This window comes from Streptomyces sp. NPDC028305 (genome assembly GCF_055569495.1).
The window spans coordinates 366,157-382,899 of sequence record NZ_JBVHTN010000001.1; the positions used below are offsets into that span (position 1 = coordinate 366,157).

Here is a 16,743-nt window from a genome sequence, read left to right on the forward strand (position 1 = left end):
GCATGGCGATCTGTCATCCCTGGTTGTCTTGGCGTTTGATGGCGAGCTCGATGGCTTCGCGCAGTACCTGGCGGTCGTCGAAGGGGCGGACCACCCCGGCGATGTCCTGGCCCAGCTCATGGCCCTTGCCCGCGACCAGAACGGTGTCGCCGGGCTCGGCGCGGGCCACGGCGGCGGCGATGGCGCGCGCCCGGTCGGCGTCGACCAGCACTTCGCCGCGTTCGTGGGCGGGCACCTCGGCGGCGCCCGCGAGCATGGTGGCCAGGATCGCCAGCGGGTCCTCGGAGCGGGGGTTGTCGGAGGTCAGTACGGCGGTGTCGGAGTAGCGGGCGACGGCGGCGCCCATAGGGCCGCGCTTTTGCTGGTCGCGGTCGCCGCCGCAGCCGAGAACGGCGTGCAGCCTGCCCTCGGTGACCTTGCGCAGGGCGCGCAGCACCGACTCGACGGCGTCGGTCTTGTGGGCGTAGTCGACGACCGCGAGATAGGGCTGCCCGGCGTCCACGCGCTCGAGCCGGCCGGGCACCCCGGGGACGGCCGCGACGCCGTCGGCGGCGGTCTGCGGGTCGATCCCGGCGACGGCGAGCGTCACGACGGCGGCGAGCGCGTTGGCGACGTTGAAGGGGCCCGGGAGCGGCGCGGCGGCGGCCACGGACTCGCCATTCGGGCCGAGGACGGTGAACTCGGAGCCGAGCGGGCCCACGGTCACGTCGGCCGCGCGCCAGTGGGCGTCGGGGTGGCCCTCGGCGGAGAAGGTGGTGACCGGGACCTCGGACAGGTCCGCCAGGCGTTTGCCGTACTCGTCGTCGTAGTTGATCACCGCGGCGCGGCTGCGCGCCTTGGTGAACAGCTGGGCCTTGGCCTGGAAGTAGTCCTCCATGTCGGAGTGGAACTCCATGTGCTCCGGGCTGAGGTTGTTGAAGACGGCGACGTCGAAGACGCAGCCGTCGACCCGGCCGAGCACCAGGGCGTGGCTGGAGACCTCCATGGCCAGCGAGCGGACCCCGCGTTCGCGCATCACCGCGAAGAGGGCCTGGAGATCGGTGGCCTCGGGGGTGGTGCGCTCGGACTTGATCCGCTCGTCGCCGATCCGCGTCTCGACGGTGCCGATGAGGCCGGTGAGCGAGCCGTCGCCCTTGGCCGCGGCCGCCTTCAGCCCGCCCTCGATGAGATACGCGGTCGTGGTCTTGCCCGAGGTGCCGGTGATGCCGATCTGGAGCAGGTCCCGGCCCGGCTCGCCGTAGATCGTGGCGGCCAGCGCGCCCATCCGGCCGCGCGGGTTCTCGACGGCCAGGACGGGCAGCCCGGTGGCCGCGGCGCGGTCGGCGCCGGCCGGGTCGGTGAGCACAGCGACCGCGCCGAGGTCGGCGGCCTGAGCGGCGAAGTCGGCGCCGTGGAGACGGGCGCCGGGCAGGGCCGCGTAGACATCGCCGGGGCGCACGGCCCGCGAGTCATGAGTGATGCCCGTGACGACGGCCTCCTCCGGGACCTTCGGGGCGTCGATGCCCAGCTGACCGACCAGCTCCCCGAGCGGGGTGGGATCGACCTTCAGAGGCCGGGGCGCTCCCGGGTAGGTCGAAGGAGCACCCTTCTGAGAGAGCTGAGAGGGCTGAGAGGTTTGAGACTGATCAGCGTGGGGCACGGCGTGAGCGTACCCGCCGCACCCGCTCCCCCGCTAAATGAGGGGGGTCCGTGCGCGGAAGCGGAGTGATCGGTGTCATGGCTTGACGATCACGGGCTGGGGTCGTAGCTGACCGGCAGCCGCGCCGCCCGCTTCCCGGACGGGGCCACCTGGAGCGTCTTCAGCGAGAACTCCATGACCTGCTTGAAGACCGGCCCGCAGACCTGGCCGCCGAAATAGCTGCCCTTGGTCGGATTCTGAACGGCGCAGTACACGGTCACGCGCGGCTGATCGGCGGGTGCGAAGCCCGCGAAGGAGGCGGTGTAGCCGCGGTAGCGGCCGGTCTTGGGGTCCACCCGGTTGGACGTGCCGGTCTTGCCCGCGACGCGGTAGCCGGGGATCTTCGCCCTCGTCCCGGTGCCCTGCTGGTTGTCGACGACGGATTCGAGCATGGCGGCCAGCGTCTTCGCGGTCTTCTCGCTGACCACCCGGGTCCGCTTGGGGTCCGGCGTGGCCGTGAAGCGCCCTCCGGAGTCCTTGGTGCCGCGCACCAGGGAGGGCTGGACGCGCTCGCCGCCGTTGGCGATGGTGGAGTACACGGAGGCCGCCTGGACGGCGTTGAGCGACAGCCCCTGGCCGAAGGGGATCGTGTACTGCTGCGAGGCGCTCCACTTCTCCGGCCGGGCGAGGATGCCCCGGGTCTCGCCGGGGAAGCCGAGCCCGGTGTAGCTGCCGAGCCCGAACTTCCGCAGATAGGAGTAAAGAATCCGGTCGGCTTCCTTCTGGTTCTTCCCCAGCTGCTCGGTGGCGAGGATGGTGCCGATGTTGCTGGACTTGGCGAGCACCCCGTTGAGGGTGAGGTACCAGGTGGGGTGGTCGATGTCGTCCGCGAAGGCGCGGTCGGCGCGCGGCAGCCGGTTGGGGACCACCACATGGGTGTCCCAGGTCGCGGCGCCCTCCTCCAGGACGGCGGCCATCGACATCAGCTTGCTGACGCTGCCCGGCTCGTACGCGTCCGAGAGCGCGGCGTTGCCCAGGACGTCCGCGTTGGCGTCCGAGATGTCGTTCGGGTCGAACCCCGGGGCGTTGGCCAGGGCCAGGATCTGCCCGGTGCGGGTGTCCTGGACGATCACATAGCCGCGGTCCGCCCTGGACTTCTTCACCTGCTCGCTGATGGCGCTCTGGGCGGCCCACTGGATGTCGCGGTCGATGGTCAGCTCGACGTCGCTGCCGGGCACCGCCGGCTGTTCCTTGACGTCGCCGGTGGGCACCTGGCGGCCGCCGGACTGGGCGTAGACCCGCTTTCCGTCCTTGCCCGCGAGCTGCTTGTTCAGCTCCCGCTCGATTCCGGCGGCGCCGTGGCCCTCGGCGTCCACGAAGCCGAGCACCCCGGCGGCGAGGTCCCCGTTCGGGTAGACGCGCTTGCTGTGCGCCTCGCGGTTGACCCCGGCCAGGACGTTGACACCCTTGCCCTTGGCCGCCGCGTCGCTCAGGGCGCTCTTGAGGTCCTTGATCTGATTCCACACCTGCGGGCTCTGCTGGCGGGCCAGGACCACGTACTGCGACTTCGGGTTGGCCGTGAGCTTGCGCTCCAGGGCCGCCTGGTCCTCGCCGAGGATCGGCGCGAGCAGCGCGGCGGCCTGGCGCGGGGCGTCGTCGACCTTGGCCGTCTTGGGGGTGAGGAGGTCGGGGGCGGCGGTGATGTCGTACGCGTCCACGGTGGTGGCCAGGTCGACGCCGTCGCGGTCGGTGATCGAGCCGCGCTCGGCGGCCAGGGTGACCGGGATGTAGCGGTTCACATTGGCCTTGGCCGCGTAGGCGTCGGCGTCGACGGCCTGCACCTGGAGCAGCCGTACGACGAAGATCAGCATGACCAGGGTGAGGCCGAGGCTGATCAGCCGAAGCCGGGGGCGCGGGCTGCCCAGCCGCAGCGGCTGGGCGGCGTTGCCCGGGCGGCGGGGCTGCCCCGGGCGGGCGGCCGCGGACCGGCGCGGGGCGGGGCGCGCGTCGCCCGTGCGGCGCGGGGCGCCCTGGCGCGGGCGGCCGTCGCCCCGCGGGCCCGCGGGGCCGGGCAGCCGGCGGGGGTCGCGGTCGCGCGGGGCGGTCACGCGGCCGTTCCCGGTCCGGGCTGGGTGCGGGCAGAGGGTCGCGTCACCGTGTCACCTACCGGGGGGCGGGGTGGAGTTCGCGGAAGTGGAGTTCGCGGAAGCGGAGGGAGCGGCGGCGGACGGCGCCGCCGAGGCGGCGGCCCTCGGGCCGGGCGCGGCCGACGACGGCGGCGCGGCCGTGGGGGCGGGGGTCGCGGCGGGCAGCGACCGCAGGGGCGGCGCGGGGGCCCGGGCCACCGAGGGCGCGCCGGACTCGGAGCCGGGCACGCCGCTGACGCTGCCGTCCGGGTTCAGGAACGCCGGGCTGCCGCCGGGCACCATGCCCAGCCTCCGGGCCTGCCGCTCCAGCGCGTCAGGGGCCGAGAGCCGGTCGACCTCCTGCTGGAGCGCCTGGCGCTCGTCGGAGAGCTCGGTGGTCTGCTTCTCGAGCCTGCTGAGCTCGAACGAGCCCTGGTTGAGGGAGGAGTTGAGCAGCAGCAGCGCGATCAGGCCGGAGCCCAGCAGCACGACGACCAGCAGCACGAACGGCGTCCGCCGTGCCGCCCGCGGCCCGGCGGCCATCATGGGGCGACCTCCTCGCGGATGCGTTCCGCGCCCCGCAGCCGCGCGGGGGCGGCACGGCGGTTCTCGGCGATCTCCTCTTCCGTGGGGAGTTCGGCGCCGCGGGTCAGAAGCTTGAGGCGGGGCTGGTAGCGCTCGGGGACGACCGGCAGGCCGGGCGGCGCGGTGGTCTCGGCGCCGGCCGCGAGCACGTGCTTGACCAGGCGGTCCTCAAGCGAGTGGTAGGAGAGGACGGCGATCCGGCCGCCGACCGCGAGGGCCGCCACGGCCGCCGGGATCGCGCGCTCCAGGACCGCGAGCTCGCCGTTGACCTCGATCCGCAGCGCCTGGAAGGTGCGCTTGGCGGGGTTGCCGCCGGTGCGCTTGGCCGCCTGCGGCAGGGCCTCGCGGATCAGCTCCACCAGCCGGGCGCTGTTGCGGAACGGCTCCTTCGCACGCTCGCGCACCACCGCGTCCACGATCTTCCGGGCGAACTTCTCCTCGCCGTACGTCCGCAGGATCCGCACCAGGTCGCCCGGCGGATAGGTGTTGAGCACCTCGGCCGCGCTGATCCCGGTGGTCTGGTCCATCCGCATGTCCAGCGGCGCGTCCTGCGCGTAAGCGAAGCCGCGCTCGGCCTCGTCCAGCTGCATGGAGGACACGCCGAGGTCGAAGAGGATCCCCTGGACGCGGGGGACGCCGAGCCGGGCGAGGACCTCGGGGAGCTCGTCGTAGACCGCGTGCACGAGCGTCGCCCGATCGCCGTAAGGGGCCAGCCGTTCGCCGGAGAGCTTGAGCGCCGCCGGGTCGCGGTCCAGCGCGATCAGCCTGGCCTCGGGGAAGGTGCGCAGCAATGCCTCGCTGTGCCCGCCGAGGCCGAGGGTGCAGTCCACCACGACCGCTCCGGGCCGCGCGAGGGCGGGGGCGAGCATGTCCAGGCAGCGCTGGAGCATGACGGGGACGTGGAGGGCGTTGCTGCTCATGCGCTGCTCGTGCGCCCTTCTGAGGGTAGGGCGAGGAGGGCACGCACCGCCGGGTCCCCGCCCGCTCTGAAGGGGAAGTGGCCTACTGGCGCCGGGGAAGTGACGTCAGGCGGCCGGAGCGGGAGGAGGCCGAGTGGTACGTACGCACCGCGCTCACGCGAAAATCCGGGATCCTAGGGGAGCGTCGGGCCTCCCACTTCGCGTCACTTTAGTCCACTCGTCCCTTCGGTCAATCAACCGGCCAACGTGCCCGGCGCGGGTGTCGAACACCCCGAACGGGCGCAAGGTAGAGGAAGCGTCACCCGTGTGGACTCCCTCACACCGAGTGTCGCGCGCCTGTCGATGCCCCTCTATGCCCTATCTAAAGAAAAGACAAAATCCGCTGGTGGAAGGTAGTGTCCTAGCCATGTCGATATCCGCGCCGCAGCCGCTGCCCCCGTCCGCCGACAGCGCCGCCCGCACGGGAGGTACGGTCACCGATCGCCTCGTGGAGGCCAACCGGAGTTACGCCGCCGAGTTCCAGGACCCCGGCATGGACGCCCGTCCCGTGCTGCGCGTCGCCGTGGTCGCCTGCATGGACGCGCGTCTGGACCTGCACAAGGCGCTCGGCCTCGAGCTCGGCGACTGCCACACCATCCGGAACGCGGGCGGTGTGGTCACCGACGACGTCATCCGCTCCCTGACGATCAGCCAGCGCGCGCTGGGCACCCGCAGCGTCGCGCTCATCCACCACACCGGCTGCGGCCTGCTGAACCTGACCGAGGACTTCCGGCACGAGCTGGAGGACGAGGTCGGCCAGCGGCCGTCGTGGGCGGTCGAGGCGTTCAAGGACCTCGACAACGACGTACGCCAGTCGATGCAGCGGGTGCGCACCTCTCCGTTCCTGCTCCACACGGATGATGTGCGTGGCTTCGTCTTCGACGTGACGACCGGTCTGCTCCGCGAGGTCATGCCCCGCGGGTGAGCCCGTTTTAAGTCCCCAAAGCCCTCCACTCCCGACAAATCACTCCGGGTTATCCACAGCCGAGTGACGAGATGAGGCAGGGACCGCAAGAATGCGTATGTGACATCGCCTCCCGCGGCTTGCGGGGGGCCGATGTCAGCGTGTTGCGGTGGGCCGGTCCGTTCCGAGGGCAGCGGCCCGAGATCGGGCCGAGGAGGGCCGGGTGACGACCTATGACGAGCGAGCGAGCCTCAGCGATCTGACCACCACAGCGGAGCGTGTCCGCAGGTCGGTGGAGGGTGTGATCGAGGGCAAGCCCGAGGTCGTGCGGCTTTCGCTGACCGTGCTGCTCGCTGAAGGACATCTGCTGCTGGAGGATGTCCCGGGCGTGGGGAAGACCATGCTCGCCAAGGCGCTGGCGAAGTCCATCGACTGCTCCGTGCGCCGGATCCAGTTCACTCCCGACCTGCTGCCGTCGGACATCACCGGTGTGAGCGTCTACGACCAGCAGCAGAAGGACTTCGAGTTCAAGCCGGGCGCGATCTTTTCCCAGATCGTGATCGGTGACGAGATCAACCGGGCCTCGCCCAAGACCCAGTCGGCGCTGCTGGAGTCGATGGAGGAGCGGCAGGTCACCATCGACGGGCAGACGTACGAGCTGCCGACCCCGTTCATGGTGGTGGCCACGCAGAACCCGATCGAGATGGAGGGCACCTACCCGCTGCCCGAGGCGCAGCGCGACCGCTTCATGGCGCGCGTCTCGATCGGCTATCCGAGCCCGCAGGCCGAGCTCCAGATGCTGGATGTCCACGGCGGTGTCTCCCCGCTGGACGATCTCCAGCCGGTGGCCCATGCCCATGAGATCGCCAAGCTCGTCGAGACGGTCCGCGAGGTCCATGTAGCCGAGGCGGTCCGGCGGTACACGGTCGACCTGGTCGCCGCCACCCGCAACCACCCCGATCTGCGGCTGGGCGCGTCCCCCCGGGCGACGCTGCATCTGCTGCGGGCGGCCAAGGCGTCCGCGGCGCTGGCCGGCCGGGACTTCTGCCTGCCCGACGATGTGCAGTCGCTGGCCGTCGCGGTGCTGGCCCACCGGCTGCTGCCCACCGCGCAGGCCCAGCTGAACCGGCGCACCTCGGAGCAGGTGATCTCGGAGATCCTCCAGCGCACCCCGGTGCCCAGCGCCGCGCCCCGCGGCGCGGGCCCGGTGCCGCCCGGCCCGGTGCCGCCCGGCGCGGCCCCGATGCCGCCCCATGGGGCCCCGATGCCACCCGGCGCCGGTCCGATGCCGCCCGTGCCGCCCGCGCCCCCGGTTGAGTACGGCCAGCAGCCGCCGGGCGCGCGGAGGCTGTGATGACGGCAGGGGGGGCACCCATGGCCCCCGGCTACGACGACGGGTACCGCGAGGGCGATCGCGAGGGTGATCGTGAGGGCAAAGAGGACAAGCGGGGGGTGCGTTCGGCGCTGGCCGGCCTGACCACCCGCGGCCGCTCCTTCCTGGCCGCCGGTGTGGCGGCCGCGGTGTGCAGCTATGTCCTGGGGCAGGCCGATCTGCTGCGGGTCGGGCTGCTGCTCGCGGCGCTGCCGCTGGTGTGCGTGGCCGTGGTCTACCGCACCCGCTACCGGGTGGCGGGCAGCAGACGGCTCGCGCCCGCGCGGGTCCCGGCGGGCTCCGAGGCCCGGGTGCATCTGCGGATCGACAATGTCTCGCGGCTGCCCACCGGTCTGCTGATGCTCCAGGACCGCGTGCCGTATGTGCTCGGGCCCCGCCCCCGCTTCGTGCTGGACCGGGTGGAGCCGGGCGGCCGGCGCGAGGTGTCCTACCGGGTCCGCTCCGATCTGCGCGGCCGCTATCCGCTCGGTCCGCTACAGCTGCGGCTGAACGACCCGTTCGGGATGTGCGAGCTCACCCGCTCCTTCAGCGCGTACGACACGCTGACGGTCGTGCCACGGGTCGAGCCGCTGCCCCTGGTGCGCTTCGCGGGTGAGGCCGCGGGGTACGGCGACGGGCGGCATCGCTCGCTCGCGCTCGCCGGCGAGGACGACGTGATTCCGCGCGGCTACCGCCACGGCGACGACCTGCGCCGGATCCACTGGCGGTCCACCGCCCGCTACGGCGAGCTGATGGTCCGCCGGGAGGAGCAGCCACAGCGCGCCAGCTGCACGGTGCTGCTGGACACCCGGCTGGTGGCCCACCAGGGATCGGGTCCCGACTCGGCCTTCGAGTGGGCGGTCTCCGGCGCCGCCTCGGCCGCGCTGCACCTGCTGGAGCGGGGCTACGGGGTCCGGCTGCTGACCGACACCGGCACCTCGGTGCCGGGCCCGGACAGCGGGGGCGGCTTCACCGGCACCGGCCATGACTCGGCGGACACGGCCGGGCTGATGCTGGACACCCTCGCGGTGGTGGACCACTCCGAGGAGGAGGGGCTCGCCCGTGCCTATGAGGCGCTGCGCGGTGGCAACGAGGGACTGCTGGTGGCGTTCCTCGGCGATCTGGACGAGGAGCAGGCGACGATGGTCGGGCGGATGCGGCACCGCACGGGGACGGCGGTGGCGTTCGTCCTGGACGGCGCCGCCTGGTCCCGGGGCGCATGGGCCGCGGACCCGCGGGAGCTGGAGGACCAGCTGCGGATGCTGCGCGAGTCGGGGTGGACGGCGCTGCCGGTCGCCCCGGGCGCCACGCTGGCGCAGCTGTGGCGGCAGGCCGACGCCCAGGGCGGCATCGGGGCCGACGCCGGCTCGCCCATGGCGGGCGGCGGCATGACAGGGGGGTGGGCATGAGCGGAAGCGTGCGACTGGCGATATGCGCCGCGCTGGCGACGGTGGCGGCGGGCTGCGCGCTGCTGCCGCTGGTCGACAAGCCCGGCTGGCTCGTGCAGGCCGGGCTGCTGCTGGTGATCCAGAGCGCGGTGGGCGCGCTGACCCGCCGGGTGCCGCTGGCCCGCCCGCTGACGGTGGCGGCGCAGGCCCTGGCGGGCCTGCTGCTGCTCACGTTCACCTTCGCGCGCCATGAGGCGTTCGCCGGGGTGCTCCCGAGCCCGCAGGCCTTCCAGGAGCTCGGCGATCTGCTGCGGCAGGGCACCGTCGACGTGGGCCAGTACGCGATCCCGGCACCGGTCACCGACGGCATCCGGCTGCTGCTGGTGGGCGGGGTGCTGGTGATAGGGCTGGTGGTGGACGCGCTCGCGGTGACCTTCCGCAGCGCAGCGCCCGCCGGGCTGCCGCTGCTCGCGCTGTACTCGGTCGCGGCGGGCCTGTCCGACGGCAGCGACGACTGGCTGTGGTTCCTGCTGGCGGCGGCCGGCTATCTGCTGTTGCTGCTGGCCGAGGGGCGGGACCGGCTGTCCCAGTGGGGCCGGGTGTTCAGCGGCGGCGCCCCGCGCCCGTACGGGATGGCTCCCTCCGGCCTTGCCGGGGCGGGCGGCGGCCAGCCGCTGGCCCCGGTCCGCACCGGCCGCAGGATCGGCGCGCTCGCGCTGGGCATCGCCGTGGCGGTGCCGGCGGTGCTGCCGTCCCTGGACGGCGGGCTGCTGGACCAGCGGAACGGCGGCAGTGGCGGGGGCGGCGGAAGCGGCACGATCTCGGCGGTGAATCCGCTGGTGTCGCTCCAGGACAGCCTGAACCAGCCGGAGAACCGGGAGGTGCTGCGGTATCGCACCAGCTCCCAGTCCACCCAGGACATGTATCTGCGGATCGTCGCGCTGGACAAGTTCGACGGGACGACGTGGAAGTCCTCGGAGAGGCATGTCCAGGACGTGCCGGACAATCTGCCGACCCCGACGGGTCTGGGCCCCTCCGTCCGCGTCTCCTCGGTCGACACCACGATCACGGCCGCCGACTGGTACGCGCAGAACTGGCTGCCCCTCCCCTACCCCGCGATGCAGGTCGACATCGACGGCCGCTGGCGCTACGAGCCGGAGGGCCGGACCCTGGTCGGCGACCGCGGGCAGACCACCCGTGGCGCGCGGTACAAGGTCAACAGCCTGGTCGTGGAGCCGACGGCGGCGCAGCTTGCCGCCGCGCCGCCGGCTCCGGCGCAGCTGCTGCGGGAGTACACCGAGGTGCCGGAGTCACTGCCGGCCGTGGTCGCCCGCACGGCGCGCCAGGTGACCGCGGGCGCCTCGAACGCGTATGAGCAGGCGGTGAAGCTCCAGGACTGGTTCGCGGTGAACGGCGGATTCCGCTACGACACGCGGGTGCAGTCGGGCAGCGGCTCGGCCGCCATCGTCAGGTTCCTGCGGCAGAAGGAGGGCTTCTGCGTCCACTTCTCCTTCTCCATGGCGGCCATGGCCCGGACGCTGGGCATCCCGGCCCGGGTGGCCGTCGGGTTCACCCCCGGCTCGGCGAATGCGGACGGCTCGGTGTCGGTCGGGCTCAAGGACGCCCACGCCTGGCCCGAGCTGTACTTCGAGGGCGTCGGCTGGACCCGCTTCGAGCCCACCCCCAGCCGCGGCAGCCAGCCCGACTACACGATGGAGCAGACGCCGTCCGGCGACTCCACCGATGAACCGACGTCGGCGCCCACCGCGTCCGACGAGCCGTCGGCGGCGCCCTCGGCGTCGGACAGCTGCGCGCAGGACAGGAGGAAGGCCGGCGAGTGCGGAGGGGCCGTGGGCGAGCAGCCCGACAACACCTCCTCGGGCGGCGGCTGGTCGATGAGCACACAGGTCGGCTGGAGTTCGTTCGCCGCGCTGCTGATCGTGATCCCCCTCCTGCCGATGCTCTGGCGGCAGCGCGTCCGGTCCCGCAGACTGAGCGGCTCCGGCGGACGCACCGAGCAGGACGCGGCCGACCGGGTGCTGGCGGCCTGGCGGGAACTGCTGGACACCGCCTGGGACTTCGGCATCGTGCCCGACGACTCCCAGACCTCGCGCAACGCGGTGGCCCGCATCGTGCGGATGGGTGAGCTCGATCCGGAGGCGGCCGAGGCGGCGCGCCGGGTGGCGGCAGCGGTCGAGCAGGTGCTGTACGCACCGCAGCCGCGTCCGGTTGCGGGCCTCGGTGACGAGGTGCGGCTGGTGCTGGCCGGATTCCGGGCCAAGGCCGGGCGCTGGGCCCGGCTGCGGGCGCTGCTGGCCCCGCGGTCGGGGGTCCGGGTGGTGTGGGCCGCGTCGGCGCGCTGGTCCGCTCTGGTCGAGCGGTGGGGCGCGCCCCGGTGGGCCCGGTGGGTGTCCGGGCTGCGGCGCCCGAGCCGCCAGCGGGGCTGACGGCAGCCGGGAACAACCGGCACAGGGAAGCGTGAGGGGCGGTCGCCATCCGGCGGCCGCCCCTCACGTCTCACGTATGGCGCGCTGTCGTCTCTTGTGCCGTGAATGCCTTGGTGTCACAGGCGCCTGCTGTCACAGGCGCCTGTGACAGCGACGCGTGACGCATCGATGTGCGCGTTTGCACGCGCGGCGGGCACAAACCGCCGCGCGTGCTCGCCGACGTTGGCTCAGTGGCCCTGCTCGTCGCGGCGGCGCTGCCACCGCTCCTCGATCCGGCTCATCATGGACCGGCGCGAACGGCTCTGGCCACGGGCCGCGGGCCCGCCCGCCTGGGGCCGCTCGCCGGGCTTGGGCGCCTTGCGCCAGCCGGTCACCGCCAGCCCGGCGCACCCCAGCATGACGAGGAAGCCCACCACGCTGATCCAGATCTGCTGCGGGATGATCACGCCGACCATCAGGAGCGCAACGCCTACCAGAAAGCCCGCGATCGCCTGATAGACCCGTCGCCGGGTGTACGTGCGCAGGCCGCTGCCCTCAAGCGCTGTCGCGAACTTGGGGTCTTCGGCGTACAGCGCTCGCTCCATTTGCTCGAGCATGCGCTGCTCGTGCTCCGAGAGCGGCACGGAGTCCTCCTACTCGTCGGTCGCGGGGGGCGACCGGGGTGCGACCCTTTCAGGATAGGCAGGGAATCGCCCCCGTGAAACCCGCCCCTCTGCGCCAATTCGCCACCAGTACGCGCGCGGCGCTTGTTGACGCTGAGACGTGCATTCCCCTCCCGCCGATCCGCCATGCCGGACGGTGTACCTCGATCATACGGGGCCAGGCGGCCGATCGGGGGGCCTGTGGCCTACTCCACCTGCGCGGACCGCTCAGACGGTCACCGAGGCCGGACGGCCGGTAGCGGTCAGTCGCGCTCGGCGAGAACGTGCAGCTGGGTGGCCACGGCGTGGAAGGCGGGCAGCTCGGCGGCCGCGGCCTCCAGCTGAAGCAGGGCCTCCAGGGCGTCGGGCTCGGTGTCGACCAGCACGCCGGGCACCAGATCGGCGAAGACCCGCACGCCGTGCACCGCGCCGACCTCCAGGCCCGCCTCCGTGACCAGCTCGGTCAGCTGCTCGGGGGTGAAGCGGCGGGGCATCGGGTCACCGGCGCCCCAGCGGCCCGCCGGGTCGGCAAGCGCTTGCCGGGCCTCGGTGAAGTGGCCGGCCAGCGCCCGGGCGAGCACCGCGCCGCCGAGGCCCGCGGCGAGCACGCTGAGGGTGCCTGCCGGACGCAGGGCCGCCACCGCGTTCCGCAGGCCCTCGGCCGGGTCGTCCACGTACTCCAGCACGCCATGGCACAGCACCACGTCATAGCCGCCGCGCTCGGCCACGTCGAACAGGTCGGAGGCGTCGCCCTGGACCCCGCGCACCCGGTCGGCGACCCCGGCCTCGGCGACCCGCCGCTCCAGCGCGAACAGCGCGTTGGGGCTCGGGTCGACCACCGTGACACGGTGGCCGAGGCGGGCGACCGGCACCGCGAAGTTGCCGCTGCCGCCTCCGGTGTCGAGCACCTCCAGCACACCGGGCACGCGCTCGCCGGCGTCGGGGCGCTGGCCCGCGGCCTTGACCCGGCGGTCCAGGGCGTCTTTGAGGACCTCCCACACCACGGCGGTACGGAGGGACGCACGGGGGCGCAGCGGATCTGACACGGCGGGTGGCTCCTCGGCGCGATGCCGCCACCGCCTCCGGCGGTGACGACGAGTTACTGACGTCGACGCTCCCAGCCTATTGCCTCCGCCGCCCCGCGCCGCGCGCCGGTCCGGGGGCCGCGCCCCCGGACCGGCTCCCGCGCCCCCGGAACCTGCCTCCCGGGCGCCGGGAGCGGGGCCTACGCGCCTTCCTTCCCGCCGGGCACGGCCGACTGTGGCTGCTGGGGCAGGACGGGCTGGAGGGACAGCATCCGCTCGACCAGGCGCAGGAACATCGCGACGGCGCGCAGCAGATCGTCTGCCTCCCGGCAGGTCGCCGCGCCCGGTATGCCCGCCTCGGCGCGGGCCCTTCGATCGGCGCCCGCGGCGAACAGGGCGCTCCACTCGGTCAGTTCGGGGGCGACTTCGGGCAGCACTTCCCAGGCACTGCGGATCCGCGCGCGGCGGCGCGCGGTGGGCTCGGGGCGGCCGCGCACGGCGAGCACGGCGGCCGCCGTGCGCAGGGCGGCCAGATGGGCGGTGGCGAAGCGCTCGTTGGCGGTCTCCAGGCCTCCGGCCTCCTCCAGGCCCTGGTGTGCCTGGGAGAGCAGGTCGAGCGCGGCGGGCGGCGCGGACGCGCGGCGCAGCACGGGGTGGACATCGCTCGCGGGACCGGTCAACGAAGGGGCAGGGGCGGCGGCGGCACGGTGCCGGCGCGCTGCGGCGGTACTGGCCATGACGAACCTCCTGTCGTCGCGTGGCGGCCGGCTGTGTGGTATAGCGACCGCCGTATGGACCCATCGTGGGGCACACCACTGACAATCCCCTCTGACCTGCGCGAACGTCTCGCAGCACCGCGGCGGCCCTCGCACGCCGCCCGGTCCGCGCGGCGGGGGCGGACCGGGGGCGCGCCGGGTCGGTAAAAGGGCCCGTCCGGATCCGGACATGTGATCGTCTTGGGTAACGGACCTGTGAGCGGGGCCACTTCGGCAGCGTGCACAATCAGCGCCATGGACAGCAGCAGCACGCGACGCCAGGCCACCCGGCAGAAGCTTTTCGAGGCAGCGGTCACCCTCATCGCGGAGCAGGGGTTCTCCTCCACCACGGTGGACGAGATCGCCGAGCGGGCCGGAGTGGCCAAGGGCACGGTCTACTACAACTTCGCGAGCAAGACCGTGCTCTTCGAGGAGCTGCTGCGGCACGGCATCGGGCTGTTGACCGCCTCGCTTCAGAGCGCCGCCGACGAGACGGCCGAGCGCGGCGGCAGCCATGCCGACGCGCTGGACGCGATGGTCCGCGCGGGCCTGCACTTCATCGCGCGCCACCCGGCGCTGACCCAGCTGTACGTGGCCGAGCTGTGGCGCACCAACCGCGCCTGGCAGTCGACGCTGATGGTGGTGCGGCGGCAGGCCACGGCGGTGATCGAGTCGGTGCTGCGGGAGGGCGTGGCCGCGCGGGAGCTGAGCGAGGACGTCGACATCCCGCTGACGGCCTCGGCGCTGTTCGGGATGGTGCTGGTGGCGGCGCTGGACTGGCAGTCGTACCAGCCGGAGCGGCCGCTGGACGATGTGCACGCCGCGCTGTCGCGGCTGCTCCAGGGACGTGTGGTCGGAGCCCCGGCCAAGGGGGTCGGAGCCCTGGCCAAGGGCGTCGGAGCCCTAGCCAAGGGCGTCGGAGCCCCGGCCGAGGGCGCCCGGACCTCGGGGTGAGCCCGGCCCGACCGGCCGGACAGGGCCCCGGCCACCACCGGGCCCCCTGTTCTGGCGCGGTTCGAACCCCGATCGAACCGCGCCGGAAGAGGGGCGCTCCCGGCAGAGCCGGGGGAGCCTCGCCCCCCCGTAATCCCCCACGGTTCCCGTGGGGGACCCCGGCCGGGTCGCCGCGCCGTTCCGCCGCCCCGTGTCGGCGGTCCGGCGCCGCGCCCCTTCCGCGCTCACCACTCTCCCGTCCGTGCAGGTCATACCCCATCCGCGCGGCTACTCATCTGACCGCCTAGGTACACGTACTCAAGCCCTGGGCACTCGTCCCCAGGCCGCGGTGCCCGGTTGTCGGTGGCGGCGGATAAAGTCGCGGTCATGGCACGGATTGCGGTGATCGGCGCTGGGATGGGCGCCATGGCGGCCGCCGCCCGGCTGGCCGTCGCGGGCCACCAGGTGGCGGTGTACGAGCGCGGGCGGACCTACGGCGGCGGGGTCGGGCGCTTCGAGCGGGACGGCTTCGCCTTCGACACCGGCCCCGGCCTGCTCCATCTGCCCGCGGTCTATCGCGATCTGTTCGTGAAGACCGGCAAGGAGACCCTGGAGCAGTCTGTCGAGCTGACCCAGGTCGACCCCGCGAGCAGACATGTCTTCGCCGACGGCACCAAGGTCACGCTGCCCAACGCCTCGCGGGCGGGGGTCGTCCGGGCGCTGGACGACGCCTTCGGCGCGGGCGCGGGCGAGCGCTGGAGCGACATGGTCAACCGGGCGCGCGAGGCGTGGGACGCCACCCGCAGGCCACTGCTGGAGGAGCCGCTGCGCGCGGACTGGCGGACCCTGGGCCGCGATCCGTATCCGGCGCCGGTCCGCCGCGGGATCTCCGGGTGGCTGCGGCGGGACGGCGGGCAGCCGGCCACCCTCGCCGACGTGGCGCGCCGCGAGCTGAAGGACCCCAGGGCCGTCGCCCTGCTGGAGAGCCACGCCGTCGCGCACAGCCTGGATCCGCGCACCGCTCCGGCCGCCGCCGCGGTGCTGCCCTATCTGGAGCAGACCTTCGGCAGCTGGTATGTGCGCGGCGGGATGCGGGCGCTGGCCGACGCGCTGTACGAGCGCTGCCGGGCGCGGAGGGTGCGGTTCAGCTTCGATGCCGAGGTCGTCGGCGTCCTCGAGAAGGACGGCCGCGCGGCGGGCGTGGATCTGGCGGACGGCTCGGTGGCGGAGGCTGACGCGGTGGTGGCCGCCGTCGACCCGGCGCTGCTGCCCGCGCTGCTGGGCGGGGCCGAGCCGTGGCGCGAGGGCGATGTGCGGCCCGGCGGCGGGGTGGCTGGGCGGCTCACCGTCCTCCTCGCGCTGCGCGGCGCCCGCCCCCAGGGCACGGCACACCGCACCGTGGTCCACGCCCCGGATCGCGCCGCGGAGCTGGCCGCCGTCTTCGGCGCGGCGGGTGACGGCCACGACGGGCTGCGCGAGCCCTGCCCCCACCCCACGGTGACCGTGCTGCGCCCGGACGACCCCACGACCCGCCCCGACGAGGACCACGAGGCCGTCACGCTCACCGCCACCGTCGCCCCGCACGGCCCGGTGGACTGGATAGACGGCACGGCCGCCGAGGAGGACGCGGAGCGGCTCGTGGCGGCCGCGGAGGCGGCCATACCGGGGCTGCGCGACCGGCTGCTGTGGCGCGAGGTGCGCACCCCCGCCGACACCGCCGCGGACACCGGCGCCACGGGCGGCGCGGTGCCCGGGCCCGCCCTGGCCGGCGCGGAGGGCCGCTTTCTGCGGCCCGCTAACCTGACCCGGCTGCCGGGCCTGTATCTGGCGGGCGGCTGGGCACATCCGGGCGGCGGGCTGGCCCATGCCGGGATGTCCGGCGCGATGGTGGCCGGGCTGATCGTCGACGGCGCGGAGTGGCGCGGCTCGCAGTGACGCGTTGACGCGACGGGGCAGTGACGCGACGGGGCGGCGCGGGAAGCCCCGCACC

General features: G+C 73.7%; 13 protein-coding genes. 6 read left to right on the forward strand and 7 right to left on the reverse strand.

Annotated elements, in window-relative coordinates:
* Positions 1–13: 13 nt before the first annotated feature.
* The 4 genes from ACZ4WQ_RS01675 to rsmH form a co-directional block, all read right to left on the reverse strand.
* Complete coding sequence (locus ACZ4WQ_RS01675) at positions 14–1,639, reverse strand: UDP-N-acetylmuramoyl-L-alanyl-D-glutamate--2,6-diaminopimelate ligase (protein WP_398370144.1); 1,626 nt, start codon at positions 1,637–1,639, stop codon at positions 14–16.
* Between the two features lie 89 nt (positions 1,640–1,728).
* The gene (locus tag ACZ4WQ_RS01680; RefSeq protein ID WP_398370142.1) at positions 1,729–3,726 is read right to left on the reverse strand and encodes a peptidoglycan D,D-transpeptidase FtsI family protein; all 1,998 of its coding nucleotides are present in this window, start codon (positions 3,724–3,726) and stop codon (positions 1,729–1,731) included.
* A 51-nt stretch (positions 3,727–3,777) separates the two neighbouring features.
* Entirely contained in the window at positions 3,778–4,290 is a 513-nt protein-coding gene (ftsL, locus tag ACZ4WQ_RS01685) for a cell division protein FtsL (protein WP_468021919.1), read from the reverse strand.
* Positions 4,287–5,249: a 16S rRNA (cytosine(1402)-N(4))-methyltransferase RsmH gene (gene rsmH, locus ACZ4WQ_RS01690; protein ID WP_311724734.1), complete on the reverse strand. Its 963-nt coding sequence runs from the start codon at positions 5,247–5,249 to the stop codon at positions 4,287–4,289. Before rsmH ends, ftsL begins: the two co-directional genes overlap by 4 nt.
* A 406-nt stretch (positions 5,250–5,655) precedes the next feature.
* Between rsmH and ACZ4WQ_RS01695 the strand changes: the two genes are divergently transcribed.
* The 4 genes from ACZ4WQ_RS01695 (at position 5,656) to ACZ4WQ_RS01710 (ending at position 11,399) form a co-directional block, all read left to right on the forward strand.
* Positions 5,656–6,213, forward strand: coding sequence for a beta-class carbonic anhydrase (locus tag ACZ4WQ_RS01695; RefSeq protein WP_311724733.1), 558 nt, complete (start codon positions 5,656–5,658; stop codon positions 6,211–6,213).
* 202 nt (positions 6,214–6,415) lie between these two features.
* Positions 6,416–7,546: an AAA family ATPase gene (locus ACZ4WQ_RS01700; protein ID WP_385351780.1), complete on the forward strand. Its 1,131-nt coding sequence runs from the start codon at positions 6,416–6,418 to the stop codon at positions 7,544–7,546.
* Entirely contained in the window at positions 7,546–8,973 is a 1,428-nt protein-coding gene (locus tag ACZ4WQ_RS01705; RefSeq protein WP_398370139.1) for a DUF58 domain-containing protein, read from the forward strand. Before ACZ4WQ_RS01700 ends, ACZ4WQ_RS01705 begins: the two co-directional genes overlap by 1 nt.
* Positions 8,970–11,399, forward strand: coding sequence for a transglutaminase TgpA family protein (locus ACZ4WQ_RS01710; protein ID WP_311724730.1), 2,430 nt, complete (start codon positions 8,970–8,972; stop codon positions 11,397–11,399). The genes ACZ4WQ_RS01705 and ACZ4WQ_RS01710 overlap by 4 nt, the downstream gene beginning before the upstream one ends.
* Positions 11,400–11,626: 227 nt before the next feature.
* Here ACZ4WQ_RS01710 and ACZ4WQ_RS01715 read toward each other — a convergent pair whose 3' ends face one another.
* From ACZ4WQ_RS01715 to ACZ4WQ_RS01725, 3 genes are all read right to left on the reverse strand, one after another.
* Positions 11,627–12,022 carry a DUF3040 domain-containing protein gene (locus ACZ4WQ_RS01715; protein WP_311724729.1) on the reverse strand — a complete coding sequence of 132 codons (396 nt, stop codon included), beginning with the start codon at positions 12,020–12,022 and terminating at the stop codon, positions 11,627–11,629.
* Positions 12,023–12,303: 281 nt separating this feature from the next.
* Positions 12,304–13,086: a methyltransferase gene (locus ACZ4WQ_RS01720; protein ID WP_311724728.1), complete on the reverse strand. Its 783-nt coding sequence runs from the start codon at positions 13,084–13,086 to the stop codon at positions 12,304–12,306.
* 179 nt (positions 13,087–13,265) lie between these two features.
* Positions 13,266–13,802, reverse strand: a complete 537-nt coding sequence (locus tag ACZ4WQ_RS01725) for an SAV_6107 family HEPN domain-containing protein (protein ID WP_385348887.1) — start codon at positions 13,800–13,802, stop codon at positions 13,266–13,268.
* 273 nt (positions 13,803–14,075) lie between these two features.
* On the opposite strand from ACZ4WQ_RS01725, the gene ACZ4WQ_RS01730 reads away from it, so the two are divergent.
* Both ACZ4WQ_RS01730 and ACZ4WQ_RS01735 read left to right on the forward strand, forming a co-directional pair.
* Positions 14,076–14,774 (forward strand): TetR/AcrR family transcriptional regulator, encoded by a 699-nt coding sequence (locus ACZ4WQ_RS01730; RefSeq protein ID WP_398370136.1) that lies wholly within the window; start codon positions 14,076–14,078, stop codon positions 14,772–14,774.
* Positions 14,775–15,140: 366 nt separating this feature from the next.
* Entirely contained in the window at positions 15,141–16,688 is a 1,548-nt protein-coding gene (locus tag ACZ4WQ_RS01735; RefSeq protein ID WP_398370134.1) for a phytoene desaturase family protein, read from the forward strand.
* The last annotated feature ends 55 nt before the right edge of the window (positions 16,689–16,743 follow it).

Excerpts from the sequence above, each read along its gene's own strand:
- ACZ4WQ_RS01735 (WP_398370134.1), top strand. The coding sequence starts at position 15,141 with ATGGCACGGATTGCGGTGATCGGCGCTGGGATGGGCGCCATGGCGGCC.
- ACZ4WQ_RS01730 (WP_398370136.1), top strand. The coding sequence starts at position 14,076 with ATGGACAGCAGCAGCACGCGACGCCAGGCCACCCGGCAGAAGCTTTTC.
- ACZ4WQ_RS01695 (WP_311724733.1), top strand. The coding sequence starts at position 5,656 with ATGTCGATATCCGCGCCGCAGCCGCTGCCCCCGTCCGCCGACAGCGCC.
- ftsL (WP_468021919.1), bottom strand. The coding sequence starts at position 4,290 with ATGATGGCCGCCGGGCCGCGGGCGGCACGGCGGACGCCGTTCGTGCTG.
- ACZ4WQ_RS01710 (WP_311724730.1), top strand. The coding sequence starts at position 8,970 with ATGAGCGGAAGCGTGCGACTGGCGATATGCGCCGCGCTGGCGACGGTG.
- rsmH (WP_311724734.1), bottom strand. The coding sequence starts at position 5,249 with ATGAGCAGCAACGCCCTCCACGTCCCCGTCATGCTCCAGCGCTGCCTG.
- ACZ4WQ_RS01725 (WP_385348887.1), bottom strand. The coding sequence starts at position 13,802 with ATGGCCAGTACCGCCGCAGCGCGCCGGCACCGTGCCGCCGCCGCCCCT.
- ACZ4WQ_RS01705 (WP_398370139.1), top strand. The coding sequence starts at position 7,546 with ATGACGGCAGGGGGGGCACCCATGGCCCCCGGCTACGACGACGGGTAC.